This is a genomic window from Dyella soli (assembly GCF_054482295.1).
On the sequence record NZ_JBTFFU010000001.1, the window covers coordinates 1,446,169 to 1,461,899 of the forward strand.

The following is a 15,731-nucleotide window of genomic DNA, read 5'->3' on the forward strand; positions in this document are numbered from 1 at the left end:
CGACTTCAGTGGCCGTTGTTGCCGCCACCGCCATGGCCACCACCGCCATGGCCGCCCCAGCTGCCGTGACCGCCGTGGCCGCCGCTCCAGCCACCATGCCCATGGCCGTAATAGCCACCGTGGCCGTTGTAATAGTGGCCGCCGTAGTGCGAGCCACCGTACCAGAGGCCACCGATGCCGATGCTTACCGCCGGCCCGTAACAGCAGCCATAGTAGCCATAGGGGTAGTAATAGCCGGGGGCCGCGTAGTAGCCGCTGTCATAGGTCACGCCGGTGCCGTAGTAGGCATCGCCGCCATAGCTGCCGACCGGGCGTACGTAGCTGTAGTTCGGGTAGTAGTAGCAACCGGACAGTGCCGCGGTGGCGACCGCCAGGGCAAGACCGGCAAGCACGCGTTTCATGGCCATGACCTCGATGGAGGATGGCTCCACGCTAGACCTGTTCCGTTGAGTGCGCACTGAATGCGGCGGGCATGGCTGGAAATATTTTCTCGCCAGCCATGCGCACCGACAGGCGCCGTCTGGCCCGCCGCCCGATCGCCTCAACCGTTGCCGCTGCGCTCCGGCGGCTGGCGGATGTGGCCGTAGACGGCTTCGCTGGAAACCCCGCCGCCCTGCCCTATCCCACCGTGATTATTGCCATGGTCTCCCGACGGAAACTGGTCTGCCCCCGGCCAGGTCGGGCCCTGCTTGACGCGCTCCTGCTTGGCCTCGAGCAGCGCCTGGATGTGTGCCACGGCTTCCTGTGGCGTGATGGGTTGCTTCGCCGCCCTGCGCGGCGCGGGCGTCGATGAACGAGGTCGCCTTGCCGGGGTCTTTTTCGCGGCGGCCCTGCGCTGCGCGGCTCCTGCAACGGCCCTGCCGGCCAGCTTGCGTACCGTCTTCGTGGTGCCGGCTTTCCGCACCGGCGCCTTCGTGGCCGGCGCTTTCCGGGCGACGGCCTTTTTCGCCACCGCCTTCCTGGCGGACGGCTTGCTGGCGGCAACCTTCTTCGTGGCGGCCTTCCTGGCGGTGGACTTGCGGGTGGCTACCTTCTTCGCCACGGCCTTGCGGGTGGCGGATTTCTTCACTGCGGATTTCTTCACTGCGGCCTTCTTCGCCGTCGCCTTGCGGGTCGCCGGCCGCTTGGTGGCGACCTTGCGGGCAGCCGCCTTTTTCGTCGCCGTCTTGCGGACTGCCGCCTTGCCGACGGCCTTCTTGCGGGTTGCCGCCTTCTTCGCTGCCGGCTTGCGCACGGCGCTCTTGCGGGCCGTCGTCGATTTGGCGGCGGCCTTCCTCGAAGCGGTCTTGCGGGTGCTCTTGCGGGTGGCTGCCTTCCTGGCCGCGGATTTCTTCGCGGCCGGTTTGCGCGTCGTTGCCATGCGTCTTCACTCCTGCATTGGTCGAGAAAGCCCGACGCCTTGGTTGTACGCCAGGCAACGCGAGGATTAGCACCGCAAAGATGTATACCGGGTGAGCAGGAAGCCGGTGCAGGCCTGATGTTTCGGGCGTGCGCTGCTCAGAAGCGCGGTTGCGCGAGCTGCTCGAGGAAGTGCGACAACACGGAGGGCTGCATCAGCAAGGTGAAGGCCACGCCAAATGCGGCGCCCCACAGGTGCGCACTGTGGTTCACGTTGCCCTGGCCGCGGCGATCCATGTAGACCGAATAGGCCACGTACAGCACGGCGTAGATGATCGCCGGCATGGGCACCACCAGCACGATGATGCTCGACCACGGCGCCCGCAGGATGAAGGCGAACAGCACCGCCGACACCGCGCCGGAGGCGCCCAGGCTGCGGTAGTTCGGGTTGCCGCGGTTCTTCAGGTAGGTGGGCAGGATCGAGACCACCAGTGCGCCGATGTAGAACAGGGCAAAACCCAGCGCGCCGAGATTCGCGGTGTAGAAGCCTTCCACCGCCCGGCCAAAGAAGAACAGGGTCAGCATATTGAACAGCAGGTGGTTGAAATCCGCATGGACCAGTCCGTAGGTCACCAGCCGGTGGTATTCCCGGTTGCGTGCGATGGCCGGCGGCCACAGGATCAGGTCATTCATCAGGCGGCCGTTGTTCAACGCCATGAAAGAAACAATGCAGGTGATGGCGATGATGGCCAGCGTGATCATGCGGTATTCCAGGAAGACCGGATTTCGGCGACAAAGAACCCGCATCTTGGCTGTGCGCTGGCCGCTTGTCGACTCCACGAGTGGCCCCATGGCGGACACCGGGCGTCAAACCGCACTATGATGCGCGGCTCTCGCGCGCTTCCCCCACGCCTGCGGACCCTTGCCCATGTCGATCCGTTACCTGCATCTGGACGTCTTTGCCGCCACGCCTGGCGGCGGCAACCACCTGGGCGTCGTCACCGACGCCACCGGCTGGAGCGACGCCCGCATGCAAGCCTTTGCCCGCTGGACCAATCTGGTCGAGACCACCTTCCTGCTGCCGCCCACCCGGCCGGGTGCCAGTTACCGTGTGCGCATCTTCACGCCGCACAAGGAAATCCCCTTCGCCGGCCATCCCAGCATCGGCAGCGCCCATGCCGTGCTGCTGTGCGGCCTTGCGCGCCCCGTCGATGGCGTCTTGTGGCAGGAATGCGGTGCCGGCGTGCTGCCCATCCGCATTGAAGGAGCCTGCGACAGCCGCCAGCTGCTGCTGAAGTCGCCGCAGGCGGTGGTGGAAAAAGTCGGGAGCGATGCCCATCCGCTGCTGCGCGCGGCGTTGTCCGGGATCGAACTGGGGCACCTCCCCCCCGCCTTCGTGGCCGGTGGCCGCCATTGGTGGCTGGCCGAATGCGCGGACGAAACCAGTCTGCGCCACTGGCAACCCGACCACGCCGCGATCGGGGCGCTGGCCCGGGCGACCGACAGCCTGGGCCTGTGCGTATTCGCGCGCAGTTCGCATGCGGACCACCAACTGGTGGTCCGCGCCTTCCCGGCGGGCGTCGGGCTGGTGGAAGACCCCGCGTCCGGCGCCGCCAACGGCCTGATTGCGGCCTATATCGCGCATGCCGAGCCCACCGGCCCGCTGGCGCGCGGCTACACCGTGAGCCAGGGCCGCGAGATCGGCCACGACGCCAGCCTGGCCGTGCGCATCGAAGGCGACACGGTCTGGATCGGCGGTCGCACCCACACCATCATCGACGGCGCGCTGCACTGGAGCGGACAGGATTGAACCACGCGGCGCAAATCTGGGTGGATGCCGACGCCTGCCCGGTGGCGATCAAGGAAGTGCTGTTTCGCGCGGCCGAACGCGAGCAGGTGCAGGTCACCCTCGTCGCCAACCAGTGGCTGCGCACGCCCCCGTCGCGCTTCATCCGCGCCATCCAGGTACCCGGCGGCTTCGACGTGGCCGACACCGAGATCGTGCAGCGCGTGGCGGTAGACGACCTGGTGGTCACGCAGGACATCCCGCTCGCCTCGCTGGTGATCGGCAAAGGCGCACTGGCGATGCATCCGCGCGGCGAGCTGTATACCGCCGAGACCATTGCGCAGCGGCTGGGCATGCGCAACTTCATGGACGAACTGCGCGGAGCCGGCGTCGACACCGGTGGCCCGGCCGCCTTCCATCCACGCGACAAGCAGGCCTTCGCCAACCAGCTGGACCGTTGGCTCACGCGGCGGCGGCAGGCTCGCTAGAGATTGCGTTCGTCCAGATGGGCGCGACGCGACGCGACCTGGGCCATGATCGACCAGTCCACGTCCTCGTCACCGGCCGACAGCGCCTCGAGCAGGCTGTCGCGCAGCAGGCCCGCCAGAGGCAGCGGCACCCGCGCGGCATCGGCCGCGGCGAGCGCGAGCCCGATGTCCTTGTAGCCCAGCGGCAAGGCAAAACCCGCCGGCGTGTAACGCTGCTCGGCGATCAGCGCCGCATAGCCCTGGAAAGCCGGTGTCGCGAACAGCGAGTGGGTCATGACTTCCAGGAAGTCGGCCGCGCTGACGCCGTAGGAACGCGTCAGCGCCGAGGCCTCGGCCATGCTCTCGATGGCGGCGCCGAGCATGAAATTGCCGGCGATCTTCACCACGTTGGCACGCTCCGGCGCATCGCCCATCGACCACACGCGACTGCCCATCGCCTCCAGCAGGGGGCGTACGCGCTCGATGACGGCGGGCTTGCCGGCGGCGACGATGGTGAGCCTGGCGGCCGCGGCCGCGTCGGGACGACCGAATACGGGCGCCGCCACATAGTCCAGCCCGCGCCTGGCGTGCTCGGCGGCCAGCTCCCTGGCCAGCGCCACCGAAATGGTGGCGTGATTGACGTGCACGGTGCCCCGGTCCATCTCGTCGAGCAGGCCGCCGCTGAGTATCACCTCGCGCACAGCCTCATCGTTGGCGAGCATGCTGAACACCACGTCACCCTGCGCCGCCCGGTCGGCGGTCCGCACCACCCTGGCACCGAGCGAGCCCAGCGGCTCGGCCGCCGCCGGCGAGCGGTTCCATACGGTGACCTCGTGGCCCGCCTTGATCAGGTTGCTGGCCATGGCACTGCCCATGGCGCCAAGGCCGATAAAGCCGACTTTCATGCCTACTTCCTCCAACGCTGGCAACCGCTGCAGTGGATCACGCCACGCGTTGAGCGCACGCGAAAGCGCAGGCTCAGGCCACTTCGCCCGCGGCGCGTCCCGACGCCCACGCCCACTGGAAGTTGTAGCCCCCCAGCCAGCCGGTGACGTCGACCACTTCGCCGATGAAGAACAAGCCGGGCACGAGTTTCGACTGCATGGTCGATGAGGACAGGCCATCGGTGTCGACACCGCCCAGCGTGACTTCGGCCGTGCGATAGCCTTCCGTGCCGCTGGCCACGATCGGCCAGGCATGCAGCTGCGCGCCAATGTTGGCCAGCTCCGCCTCGCGGTACTGGCGCATGGGCCGGCTCTCGAACCACAGCTCGCACAGCCGCTGCGCCAGGCGGCGTGGCAGCACGTCGGACAGCACGTTCTTCAACTCGGCCGCCGGATGCGCGGCGCGCTGCTCCTGCAGCCACGCCGCCGCGTCGAGGTCCGGCAGCAGGTCGATGCGCAAGTCGTCGCCGGGCTGCCAGTAGGACGAAATCTGCAGGATGGCCGGCCCGCTGACACCGCGATGGGTGATCAGCATGCCGGCCTTGAACGAACGCTTGCCCACGCGCGCCTCCACCGCCGGCAGCGCCACGCCGGACAGATCCTGGTAGCGCTCCTGGTGCTTGCCGCTCAGGGTCAGCGGCACCAGGCCCGCGCGCGTCGGCAGCACGGCATGGCCGAATTGCCGCGCCAGCTCGTAGCCGAACCCGGTGGCACCCATGCTGGGGATCGACAGCCCGCCACTGGCGACCACCAGCGACTGCGCATGCACTTCGCCACGCGCGGTGTGGACGGTGAAGCCTTCCTCGGTGCGACGCACGCGGTCGACGCCGCAGCTGCTCTCGATGCGCACGCCGGCCTGCGCGCATTCGTCCAGCAGCATGCGCACGATCAGCTTGGACGATTCGTCGCAAAACAGCTGGCCGAGCTCTTTCTCGTGGTAGGCGATGCGGTGCTTCTCCACCATGGCGATGAAGTCCCACGGCGTGTAGCGCGCCAGCGCCGACTTGGCGAAGTGCGGGTTGGCCGAAAGATAGCTGGCCGGGGTGACGCCAAGATTGGTGAAATTGCAGCGGCCGCCGCCGGACATGAGGATCTTCTTGCCGACCTTGTTGGCATGGTCGACCACCAGCACGCTGCGCCCGCGCTGCCCCGCCACGATGGCGCACATCAGGCCCGCCGCTCCCGCGCCGATGACCAGTACATCCGTTTTCAAGCTGCGCTCCTCTTCACTTGCCCTGCACCTGCATCACGCGCAGAAACGGGGCATTATCCCACCACTTGCATCGCGTACACTTTCCGCTCCATCCGCCCAGCGAGCCGCCGCCATGCCTTCCTTCGACGTGATCTCCGAAGTCGACAAGCACGAACTGACCAACGCCGTGGACCAGGCCAACCGGGAGCTGACCAGCCGCTTCGACTTCAAGGGCACGGACGCGAAGTACGAACTGGACAAGTTCGTCATCACCCAGAGCGCCCCCAGCGAATTCCAGCTCGAGCAGATGATGGACATCCTGCGTGGCCGCCTGACCTCGCGGAAGATCGACGTGCGCGCGCTCGACGTGTCCGACCCGGAGACCAACCTGGGCGGCGCCCGCCAGAAGATCACCGTGAAGCAGGGGATCGAGCAGCCGGTGGCCAAGAAGCTGGTCGCTGCGCTGAAGGACGCCAAGCTGAAGGTGGAAGCCCAGATCAACGGCGACAAGCTGCGCGTCACCGGCAAGAAGCGCGACGACCTGCAACTGGCCATGGCCGTGCTGCGCAAGGCCGACGTGGAGCTGCCGTTGCAGTTCGACAACTTCAGGGACTGAGCCCGCTCGCCACGGGCCCGATGCGGGATCGTCATTCCGGTTCGCGCCGGAATGATCCGCGCTTAACCCGCCAGCCCCGCGGCGATGTTCACGCTGATGGCGATGATGAACACGTTGAAGAAGAACGCGATCACGCTGTGCAGCAGCGCGACGCGACGCAGGTAGCGGCTGGTGATCTGCACGTCGGAGACCTGGAAGGTCATGCCGATCACGATGGCGAAATAGGCGAAGTCCCAGTAGTCCGGCTGCTCCGTCCCCGGGAATTCCAACCCTTCGTGCTGCTTGCCGAAGTCGCCGTAGAAGCCGTGGGCATAGTGCATCGCGAACAAGATGTTCATGAACAGCCACGACAGCACGATGCTGGCCGCCGCGATCACCAGTGCCTCGGCGTCACCGCCGCGGGCGGCGCCGACTTCGGTGGTCAGCGCCATGGCGACGAAGGCGGTCAGCCCCACCCCGGCCCACAGCACGCCCCAGCGCCCGGTGTCCTGCTTGCGGGCCTCGCCGTGCATCAGGCCGGGCGTGCGCGCCTGGTTGAACAACGTGGCCAGCGCGACCAGATAGATCAGGACGCCGACGTCGAAACCGACCAGCAGGGCCTTGTGCGGGTTCAGGTGCCCCCATCGCCATAGCACCAGCGAAACCAGCACGAAAATGACGGCCGAGACGACCAGCCGGGGCCTGGCCCGCAAGTTGTGGAAGGCCAGCCAGTGGCGGGCCGAGTTGCCGTGGGGCGAAGGCTTTCCGCCGGGAACATTCATGCGGGCATCCCCGCGCAGCAGGTACGACACATCGCCAAGACGCTCTCTCCCTTCGCCGCTCATCGGGCATGGCGCATCTTAGTCGGGTTCGCCCGCCGCGCCAGCACCCGCCATGGCGTGAGTTCATGCGATGCGAGAGCGCGTCAGACGTGCAGGTCGGCGTACTCGGGATGGCGCGTCATCCAGATCTCGGAATAGGAGCAGGCAGGGTCGACCTTCCAGTGCTCCGTGCGCGCCGTGTCCAGCGCCGTGCGCACCAGCGTCGCAGCAATGCCGCGACCGCCGACGGCGGACGGCACGATGGTGTGCGTGATGGTCATGACGCCATCGGCGAGCGTGTAGTCGAGTACACAGGGAATACCGTCGACCTTGACTTCGAAGCGGTGGCCTTGCGGGTCATGGTTGATGGGGGCGGTCATGGCGTGCTCGACTGGGGAATGACGAGGGCGCGAGAGAATAGAGCACATCGCGGCGAATCCCACGTGAAGGCGCCGACGCCGGTTTTTCGCATTTCTTGCATGGGTGACTGGGCAGACTCCGCGGACGATCGTCGCCGTCGCCGAGGAGACAGCCGTGAAAAAGAATGCTTCCGCCAGCTGGTCAGGCGGTCTGAAGAATGGCACGGGCACCGTGTCGACCGCGACGGGGGTATTGCGCGATGCGCCCTACGGCTTTCGCTCGCGCTTCGAGGACGGCCCCGGCACCAATCCCGAGGAACTGCTCGGCGCCGCGCACGCCGGCTGCTACACGATGGCCCTCGCAGCCGGGCTCGAGCAGGCCGGATTCAGCGCGGCACATATTGACACCAAGGCCGTCGTCACCCTGGACAAGGACGGCGACGGATTCGCCATCACGACGGTGGATCTGACCACCCGGGCCAAGGTACCCAACATCGACAAGTCCACCTTCGACACGATCGCCAGGGCCACCAAGGAAGGTTGCCCGGTGTCCAAGGTGCTCAAGGCGACCATCACGCTCGATGCGCAACTGGAAGCCTGAACCGCCTCAGCAGCCGGCACTGGCGGCCCGCCTTTGCGGCGCCGATGACGCACGGCGCAGGTGCACGGCTTCGGCCAGCCGCTCGAGCACGGCCACCGAGCTGTCCCAGTCGATGCAGCCGTCGGTAATGCTCTGGCCATAGCGCAGCGGCTGGCCTGCCACGAGGTCCTGGCGGCCGCCCTGCAGGTGGCTCTCCACCATCACGCCGATGATGCGCCGCTCGCCGGCGGCGAGCTGGCCGGCGATATCCGCCACCACGTGCGGCTGGTTCTCCGGCTGCTTGCTGCTGTTCGCGTGACTGGCGTCGATCATCACGCGCCCCCTCAGGCCCGCTCCGGCGATCGCGTCGCAGGCCGCGTGGACGCAGTCGGCAGCGTAGTTGGGCGAACTGCCACCACGCAGGATCACGTGGCAGTCCTCGTTGCCGGTGGTCGCCGCGATGGCCGTCTGACCGTCCTTCGTCACCGCCATGAAATGGTGCGGCTGCGATGCCGCCTGCACCGCATCGATGGCGATCCTGACATTGCCGTCGGTGCCATTCTTGAAGCCGACCGGACAGGACAAGCCGGACGCCAGTTCCCGATGCACCTGGCTTTCCGTCGTGCGCGCACCGATCGCGCCCCACGCCACCAGGTCGGCGATGTACTGCGGCGTGATCATGTCCAGGAATTCGCAACCCGCCGGCACGCCCACTTCGTTGATGTCGCGCAACAGGCCGCGTGCGAGCCGCAGGCCTTTGTCAATGCGAAAGCTGCCGTCCAGGTCGGGGTCGTTGATGAGTCCCTTCCAGCCCACCGTGGTACGCGGCTTCTCGAAATACACCCGCATGACGATTTCCAGTTCATTCGCGAAGCGCCGGCGCTGGCTGGCCAGGCGCCCGGCGTACTCGAGCGCCGCCGCGGTGTCGTGGATGGAACACGGGCCGATCACCACGGCCAGCCGGTCGTCGTCGCCGGCGAGGATGCGATGCAGCGCCATGCGCGACGAGGCCACGGTTTGCGCCGCCCGTGCCGACATCGCGCAGTCGCGCATGACTTCGGCGGGCGTGCTCAGCGTGGTGATGGCGCGGATGCGCAGGTCATCGGTGGAAGGGTTCACGGTGGTCTCCTGGAGGGTTCCACTCGCGACCATGAAAAAGGCCGCCAGTGGTGGCTGGCGGCCTTTTGGGAATGGTGTCTTGTCGTCAGGACAATCGCTACCAACCCTCCGCCAGCGGCATCGGATAGCCGTAAAACCAAAAATACTGGCGGGCGGAGAGGGAGGTCATGGATCAAGGAATAACACAGCGTGATCACCCGTGCAAAGGATGCAATTGAAACCAGGCGATACACTGCAGCCATGCGCTCGCCCTGGAAACTGCTTGCCCTGCCCGCCCGCGAACCGATCCGACGCTGGGTGCTGGGCGCGTTTCCGCGCGGCGGCGGCGGCCTGATCGAGTACGACCGGCCCATGGGCGATCCAGGCTTGTTCGGGCCCGACAGCGCGACCTGGCGCGTGCATGCCGACTTCCCCGGCATGCTGGCAGGTGGCCTCGCCGCGCTGATGCTGCAGACCCTGCATCCGCTGGCACTGGCTGGCGTGTGGGACCATTCGAACTTCCGCGACGACCTGGTCGGTCGCCTGCGTCGCACCACGACCTTCGTCAGCGGCACCACCTACGCGCCGCGCGACCAGGCCATGATGCTGATCGAGCGCGTCAGGACCATTCATGCGCAGGTGCGTGGCAAGGCGGAAGATGGACGTCCGTATGCCGCCGACGATCCGCACTTGCTCACCTGGGTGCATGTCACCGAGGCCTACAGCTTCCTGCAGGGCTTCCGCCGCTACAGCCATGTGCAGCTGCCTGCCGGCGCGGCGGATCGCTATTACGACGAAGTACGCCGCGTGGCCGAGGCGCTGGGCGCGCGCGAGGTGCCCGCATCCGAAGCGCAGATCAACGGCTATTTCCGCCGGGTTCGCGCCGAGCTGTCGTTCACCGCGCGCTCGCGCGAAGTGCTTGGCGTGTTGTCACGCGTCCGACTGCCCGTGCCGGTCGCTGGTTTGTCGCGCGACGTGTTCCTGCAGGCCGGCGCCGCCCTCCTTCCCGCATGGGCCGAAAGCATGCTGGAACGCACGCCGTTGCAGCGCGCGCAGGCGGGGCTGGCCGCGCGTGCGCTGTGGTCGGTGGCGCCGGTGTTCCGCGCCGCCCTGCCCGACGGCATCGCCAGCCGTGCCTGCAGCAGGATGGGCGTGCCGGCGGAATCGTTGCAGCGCTGGCATTGAGGCACGATTGACACCCCGCGCGGTTCGGCTAACGTCGCCGGACGGATTGCCTGGGGACCCTGGTGGCGACGCTGATTCCAAACCGAAATGGCTGCCTGTCGCGCATGGGCAGCGGCGAGAGGCGATTTTCCGAGCGGCTTGAGCAGAAACTCGAGGACGACTACCTGCTCTGGTACGACGTGCCGATCGGACCGCGGCAGCGCCACCCCGATTTCATCGTGTTCCATCCACGGCGCGGCCTGCTGGTGCTGGAGGTCAAGGACTGGAAACCGGGCAGCGTCCAGCAGGCCGACCGCACGCTGTTCACCCTGCTCGCCGGCAGCAGCAGCGTGAAGGAACCCAACCCGCTGATGCAGGCGCGCGACTGCGCGAACGAAATCCACAAGGAGCTGCTGCGCGATCCCGCGCTGTGCTATCCACCCGGCCATCACTACGAAGGCCAGTTGCTGATGCCGTGGGGCTACGGCGTGGTGCTTTCCAACATCAGCCGCAAGCAGTTCGAGGCCGGCCAGCTCGATGCGGCCATTCCCGCCCACCTGGTGATCTGCCAGGACGAGATGTACGAATCAGTGGACCCGGAAGCCTTCCAGGAACGCCTGTGGGCGATGTTTCCGCAGATCTTTCCCGCGGCGCTGACCTTGCCGCAGATCGATCGCGTGCGCTGGCACCTGTTCCCGGAAATCCGGCTGGAACCCGGCGAAGGGCAGTTCGGCCTGTTTGCGCCCGGCAAACGCAGCGAGGCGACCTCGCTCGAGATTCCCGAACTGGTCAAGGTGATGGATGCGCAGCAGGAACTGCTGGCGCGCTCGCTGGGCGACGAGCACCGCATCATTCACGGTGTGGCTGGCTCGGGCAAGACCATGATCCTGGGCTTTCGCGCCATGCAGCTGGCGCGTTCCCTGGCCAAGCCGATCCTGGTGCTCTGCTACAACAAGACGCTGGCGGCGCGACTGGACCAGCTGATGGGCGAGCGCGGCCTCAGCGACAAGGTGCAGGTCTACAACTTCCATACCTGGTGCCGCAGCATGCTCACGGCCTATCACGTGCCGCAGCCACCCGAAGGCCCGCACGTGGCCGACGAGCTGCCGCCGGCGGTGATCGCGGGCGTCGACAGCGGCCAGATCCCTCGATTCCAGTATGGCGCGGTGCTGGTCGACGAAGGCCACGATTTCGAGCCCGACTGGTACCGGCTGATCGTGCAGATGATCGACCCGGACACCAACTCGCTGCTGGTGCTGTACGACGACGCGCAGAACATCTACGGGCAGGCCCAGCGCAAGAAGATCAGCTGGAAGAGCCTGGGCGTGCAGGCACAGGGCCGCACGACCATCCTCAAGCTCAACTACCGCAATACGCTGGAGATCCTTTCCGTGGCACGCGGCTTCGCCAGCGAACTGCTGCTGGAACGCCCGGATGACGACGATGGCGTGCCGCTGATCGCCCCGCAGAGCGCGGGACGGCGCGGCGCGCTGCCCGAATTGATCCGCGTGGAGCGCATGGAACAGCAGTTGCCGGCGATCATCGAGCGGCTGCGCGACGAGCGGGCCGCAGGCCGCGCCTTGTCCGACATGGCGGTGATCTTCCGCAATGCCTGGGAGGGCGAAAAGCTGCATGAGGCGCTGGAGCGCGCGGGCATCCCCAGCCGCCTCGCCGAAAGCACTGGCCGCACCTCGCTGTTCGTGGTCGAGGACGCGGTGAAACTGGTGACCATGCATGGCAGCAAGGGCCTGGAGTTCCCCCTGGTGATCATTCCGGGCCTGGGCTCGCTGCCCAAGCCCGGCAAGGACGAAGCCGACGAGGCCCGCCTGCTCTACGTGGCCATGACCCGCGCCACTGAACGGCTGGTGTTGATCCATCACGAGGATTCGATCTTCAGCCAGCGCATCCGCCTGTCGATCAACGAGGTGCAGGCACAGCTGTCGACGGTGGCCTGAAAGCCCGGTGCGCCCCTTTCACTCCGGCGGCAAAGCGGCAGATACTGAGCAAATCCCACGCCGGTACGTCGCCATGCACGTTTTGCTCGATGCCCCCGTCCTCGCCTCGCAGCCGCTCGATCACGCCCTGACCCTGCCTGCGCGCTTCTACACCGATGCGCGCATGGTGGCGCTGGACGCCAGGGCGATCTTCGCGCGCAGCTGGCAGCTGGTCTGCCACCAGTCGCAGCTTGCCGGCACCGGCGACCATGTAGTGACCGACATCGCCGGCCTGCCGTTGCTGGTGGTGCGCGGCGAGGACGGCACCATCCGTGGCTTCCACAATGTTTGCCGCCACCGCGCCGGCCCCATCGCCAGTTGCGACGGCAAGGGTGCCAAGGCCCTTCGTTGCCGCTACCACGGCTGGACCTACGGTCTCGACGGCGTGCTGCGCGGCGCGCCGGAGATGGGGCGCACGCCGGACTTCAATCCCTCGGATATCCGCCTGCCGGAAGTACGCGTGCAGGTGTGGCAGGGCCTGGTCTTCGTCGCCATCAGCGATGCGCCCCCGTTCGACGAACTGGTGGCAGGCATCGACGAACGCCTGGGCGCCGACCGCTCGCTGGAGGGCTACGTCTTCCACCACCGCTCCAGCTACGAGGTGGCCTGCAACTGGAAGGTCTACGTCGACAACTACCTGGAGGGCTACCACGTCCCGCACATCCACCCCGGCCTGAACAGCCTGCTCGACTACCGCAGCTACATCACCGAGACGGCGCCGTGGTATTCGTTCCAGTTCAGCCCGCTGGAAAGCGGCAGCGACCTCTACGGCAGCGGCGAAGCGCTCTACTACTTCATCTACCCCAACACCATGCTCAATATCCTGCCGGGCCGCCTGCAGACCAACCGGGTATTGCCGATCGGCGTGGACCGCTGCCGGGTGGAGTTCGATTTCTACTACCTGCCCGACGACAGTTCTGCCGCGCATTCGCGGCGCAGCAAGGACATCGAGTTCAGCGACGAAGTGCAGGAAGAGGACGTGACGATCTGCCAGGACGTGCAGCGCGGCCTCGCTTCCGGCTCGTACGAGATGGGGCGCCTGAATCCGCTGCGCGAAAACGCCGTGCACCATTTCCACGAACTGGTGCGCCGCGCCTATCGCGAATCGCTGGCGGGCGCCTGACCCGCCCAACACGTAAGGCCGGGGCTGGTGCAACGTCGTCAGCGCGGCGATGCGTGGCCTGGCCCATGGCAGGAGCGTCGGCGATCGATGCACCCGGCCGGGATCAAGGACACCAGCCACGGCCGCTTTGCGCATAGCGATCCGCCGCCCGTTCGAAGGGATTGCGTACGCTGACGCCACCGCACAGCAGGTACAGCGGCAGGAACAGCGGGCCGAACAGCATGTACTGGTAGACGTGGGCGCGTTCGTGATCGGCGAGCACGATGGCCGCCTCGCTGCAACGCCCGGCGCGATGCGCATAGGTAAGGCACGGCGTGTCGAGGTTGTCGCCGGTGTAGAGGATGACGTTGCCGAGCGTCAGTGCGCCGCCAGCACCCCACGGCCAACGCCGGAACACGATGGCCTGCTCGCGCGCGCGCCATTGCACGCGCGCTCCCAGCAACATGCCCAGGCCACCGGCGAGCAGCCCGAGCACCGTGTTCGGCGATGTCCACAACATGCCCAGCACGACCATCGCGGCCGTGGCCGTGCGCCGGGCAGCAACGCGGTGGCCGCGCATGTCGCCGGCCTAGGAACTGCAGGAAAGCATGGAGCAGCCCGCCTTCTGGCGCGCCCAGTCGGGACGCTTCTGCGCATAGTGTTCGCGCCCGGGCTGATCGTCGTAAGGACGGCGCATCACCTCCAGCAGTTCGTGGATGCCTGCGTCATCGCCGGCCGTGGCGCGGTCGATGGCTTCCTGCGCCAGATAGTTGCGCATCACGTAGCGCGGATTGGCGGCGCGCATGCGGGCACGCCGCTGGTCATCGCTCAACGGGTCGTCGGCCACGCGTGCCGCGTATCGCGCCAGCCACGCCAGGAAAGCCGGTTCGGCCGCCGCACGCAGGGCCTCGTCGTAGAAGGCCGCATGCAGCGGCGTGAGCGACACGGCGTGCAGGTCGACCTCCGTCAGCGTGCGGAAGAACAGCGTCATGTCGACCTCCGCCTGTTCCAGCAGCGCATACAGGTCGCGCATCAGTTCCACGTCGTCGTCCCGGCACTCGGCCAGGCCGAGCTTGGCCGCAATGGTGAGCCGATCGGCGCCGGCATAGACGTCCGCATAGCGGTCCAGTCCGGCCTGCAGCGGCTCGGTGCCGCTGAACAGCGGCGACAGCGCCATCGCCAGTCGCGACAGGTTCCACCATGCGACATTGGGTTGCTGGCCGAAGCGGTAGCGGCGGCGCCCGGCGTCGGTGGTGTTGGGCGTCCATTCGCGATCAAAATTGTCGACCCACCCGTACGGGCCGTAGTCGATGGTGAGGCCGAGAATGGACATGTTGTCGGTGTTCATCACCCCGTGCACGAAACCCACACGCATCCAGTGCGCCACCATGACGGCCGTGCGCTCGCACACCTGGCCGAACCATTCGGCGTAGAGCGCTTCGCCCTCCCCGCGCAGCTCCGGGAAATCGCGCGCGATGGTGAAATCGACAAGCTGTTGCAGCAGGGCGACATCGCCGCGCGCTGCAGGCAATTCGAAGTTGCCGAAACGGATGAAGGACGGCGCGACGCGGCACACGATGGCGCCGGGCTCCGCCTCCGGATGGCCGTCATAGAACATGTCGCGCACTACCGTATCGCCGGTCATCACCAGGCTCAGTGCGCGCGTGGTCGGCACGCCCAGGTGGTGCATCGCCTCGCTGCAGAGGAATTCGCGAATGGATGAACGCAGCACCGCGCGACCATCGGCGCCACGCGAATAAGGCGTGCGCCCGGCGCCCTTGAGCTGCAGTTCCCAGCGCAGGCCGTCGCTGCCCAGCACTTCGCCCAGCGATATGGCGCGACCGTCGCCGAGTTGGTCGGCCCACACGCCGAACTGGTGCCCACCGTAATTGGCCGCATACGGTTGCATGCCTTCCAGCTGCGCGTTGCCGCCAAACACCGCGGCAAATTCGGCACTGGCCACGTCCGCCTCGCCCAGCCCCAGCGCCTGGGCCATTTCGCGTGAATAGGCGACCAGGCGCGGCGCGGCGACCGGCGTCGGATCCACGCGTGAATAGAGTGCCCCGAGCACCTGTCGCTGGCGCGTCCCCTGCTCCGGGTCGCCGGGAAGGCCGCGCACAAAGGCATTGTCGAATCGCAGGTGATGCATGCGTTGCCCAGTCCCATGTCGCCGCGGCTGTCAGCCTATACCCGGGCCCGCCAGGCGCGAGCCAGGGCACGGCAAGGGTGACAGCCATTCATGATTGTGAAGATAAACAGTGACTTGCGTGAATCCTTCGTTGAAATTCAGT

Annotated in this window: 17 protein-coding genes; 7 read left to right on the forward strand and 10 right to left on the reverse strand. The window is 67.0% G+C overall.

Annotated elements, in window-relative coordinates; genetic code table 11:
• Positions 1-5: 5 nt before the first annotated feature.
• The 3 genes from ACXU4B_RS06635 to ACXU4B_RS06645 all read right to left on the reverse strand — a co-directional run bounded on the left by ACXU4B_RS06635 (position 6) and on the right by ACXU4B_RS06645 (position 2,100).
• Positions 6-401 carry a hypothetical protein gene (locus tag ACXU4B_RS06635; protein ID WP_205746530.1) on the reverse strand — a complete coding sequence of 132 codons (396 nt, stop codon included), beginning with the start codon at positions 399-401 and terminating at the stop codon, positions 6-8.
• 140 nt (positions 402-541) lie between these two features.
• Complete coding sequence (locus ACXU4B_RS06640; RefSeq protein WP_131408891.1) at positions 542-1,360, reverse strand: histone H1-like repetitive region-containing protein; 819 nt, start codon at positions 1,358-1,360, stop codon at positions 542-544.
• A 137-nt stretch (positions 1,361-1,497) separates the two neighbouring features.
• Positions 1,498-2,100 (reverse strand): rhomboid family intramembrane serine protease, encoded by a 603-nt coding sequence (locus tag ACXU4B_RS06645; RefSeq protein ID WP_131408893.1) that lies wholly within the window; start codon positions 2,098-2,100, stop codon positions 1,498-1,500.
• Between the two features lie 166 nt (positions 2,101-2,266).
• On the opposite strand from ACXU4B_RS06645, the gene ACXU4B_RS06650 reads away from it, so the two are divergent.
• Together ACXU4B_RS06650 and ACXU4B_RS06655 are read left to right on the forward strand one after the other, a co-directional pair.
• Positions 2,267-3,148, forward strand: coding sequence for a PhzF family phenazine biosynthesis protein (locus ACXU4B_RS06650; protein WP_131408895.1), 882 nt, complete (start codon positions 2,267-2,269; stop codon positions 3,146-3,148).
• The gene (locus ACXU4B_RS06655) at positions 3,145-3,612 is read left to right on the forward strand and encodes a YaiI/YqxD family protein (protein WP_131408897.1); all 468 of its coding nucleotides are present in this window, start codon (positions 3,145-3,147) and stop codon (positions 3,610-3,612) included. The genes ACXU4B_RS06650 and ACXU4B_RS06655 overlap by 4 nt, the downstream gene beginning before the upstream one ends.
• Here ACXU4B_RS06655 and ACXU4B_RS06660 read toward each other — a convergent pair.
• Together ACXU4B_RS06660 and ACXU4B_RS06665 are read right to left on the reverse strand one after the other, a co-directional pair.
• The gene (locus ACXU4B_RS06660; RefSeq protein ID WP_276322563.1) at positions 3,609-4,520 is read right to left on the reverse strand and encodes an NAD(P)-dependent oxidoreductase; all 912 of its coding nucleotides are present in this window, start codon (positions 4,518-4,520) and stop codon (positions 3,609-3,611) included. The genes ACXU4B_RS06655 and ACXU4B_RS06660 overlap by 4 nt on opposite strands.
• Before the next feature lie 49 nt (positions 4,521-4,569).
• Positions 4,570-5,748 carry a BaiN/RdsA family NAD(P)/FAD-dependent oxidoreductase gene (locus ACXU4B_RS06665; RefSeq protein WP_131408901.1) on the reverse strand — a complete coding sequence of 393 codons (1,179 nt, stop codon included), beginning with the start codon at positions 5,746-5,748 and terminating at the stop codon, positions 4,570-4,572.
• 112 nt (positions 5,749-5,860) lie between these two features.
• On the opposite strand from ACXU4B_RS06665, the gene ACXU4B_RS06670 reads away from it, so the two are divergent.
• Positions 5,861-6,343: a YajQ family cyclic di-GMP-binding protein gene (locus ACXU4B_RS06670; RefSeq protein WP_131408903.1), complete on the forward strand. Its 483-nt coding sequence runs from the start codon at positions 5,861-5,863 to the stop codon at positions 6,341-6,343.
• Positions 6,344-6,405: 62 nt separating this feature from the next.
• Here ACXU4B_RS06670 and ACXU4B_RS06675 read toward each other — a convergent pair whose 3' ends face one another.
• A complete protein-coding gene (locus tag ACXU4B_RS06675; protein WP_131408905.1) occupies positions 6,406-7,104 on the reverse strand; it encodes a DUF1345 domain-containing protein in 699 nt (232 codons plus the stop codon).
• 143 nt (positions 7,105-7,247) lie between these two features.
• Positions 7,248-7,523, reverse strand: a complete 276-nt coding sequence (locus ACXU4B_RS06680) for a GNAT family N-acetyltransferase (RefSeq protein WP_131408907.1) — start codon at positions 7,521-7,523, stop codon at positions 7,248-7,250.
• A gap of 154 nt (positions 7,524-7,677) precedes the next feature.
• On the opposite strand from ACXU4B_RS06680, the gene ACXU4B_RS06685 reads away from it, so the two are divergent.
• A complete protein-coding gene (locus ACXU4B_RS06685; protein ID WP_131408909.1) occupies positions 7,678-8,103 on the forward strand; it encodes an OsmC family protein in 426 nt (141 codons plus the stop codon).
• A gap of 6 nt (positions 8,104-8,109) precedes the next feature.
• Here ACXU4B_RS06685 and ACXU4B_RS06690 read toward each other — a convergent pair whose 3' ends face one another.
• The gene (locus ACXU4B_RS06690) at positions 8,110-9,201 is read right to left on the reverse strand and encodes a 3-deoxy-7-phosphoheptulonate synthase (RefSeq protein ID WP_276322564.1); all 1,092 of its coding nucleotides are present in this window, start codon (positions 9,199-9,201) and stop codon (positions 8,110-8,112) included.
• Between the two features lie 240 nt (positions 9,202-9,441).
• Between ACXU4B_RS06690 and ACXU4B_RS06695 the strand changes: the two genes are divergently transcribed.
• From ACXU4B_RS06695 to ACXU4B_RS06705, 3 genes are all read left to right on the forward strand, one after another.
• The gene (locus ACXU4B_RS06695) at positions 9,442-10,365 is read left to right on the forward strand and encodes an oxygenase MpaB family protein (RefSeq protein WP_131408913.1); all 924 of its coding nucleotides are present in this window, start codon (positions 9,442-9,444) and stop codon (positions 10,363-10,365) included.
• Between the two features lie 62 nt (positions 10,366-10,427).
• Positions 10,428-12,299, forward strand: a complete 1,872-nt coding sequence (locus ACXU4B_RS06700; RefSeq protein ID WP_240734026.1) for a 3'-5' exonuclease — start codon at positions 10,428-10,430, stop codon at positions 12,297-12,299.
• A gap of 73 nt (positions 12,300-12,372) precedes the next feature.
• A complete protein-coding gene (locus tag ACXU4B_RS06705; protein ID WP_131408915.1) occupies positions 12,373-13,461 on the forward strand; it encodes an aromatic ring-hydroxylating oxygenase subunit alpha in 1,089 nt (362 codons plus the stop codon).
• 103 nt (positions 13,462-13,564) lie between these two features.
• Here the strand turns inward: ACXU4B_RS06705 and ACXU4B_RS06710 are convergent, their stop codons facing one another.
• Positions 13,565-14,020: a hypothetical protein gene (locus ACXU4B_RS06710; protein WP_165583161.1), complete on the reverse strand. Its 456-nt coding sequence runs from the start codon at positions 14,018-14,020 to the stop codon at positions 13,565-13,567.
• A gap of 9 nt (positions 14,021-14,029) precedes the next feature.
• Positions 14,030-15,589 (reverse strand): protein adenylyltransferase SelO, encoded by a 1,560-nt coding sequence (locus ACXU4B_RS06715; protein WP_131408917.1) that lies wholly within the window; start codon positions 15,587-15,589, stop codon positions 14,030-14,032.
• Positions 15,590-15,731 lie beyond the last annotated feature (142 nt).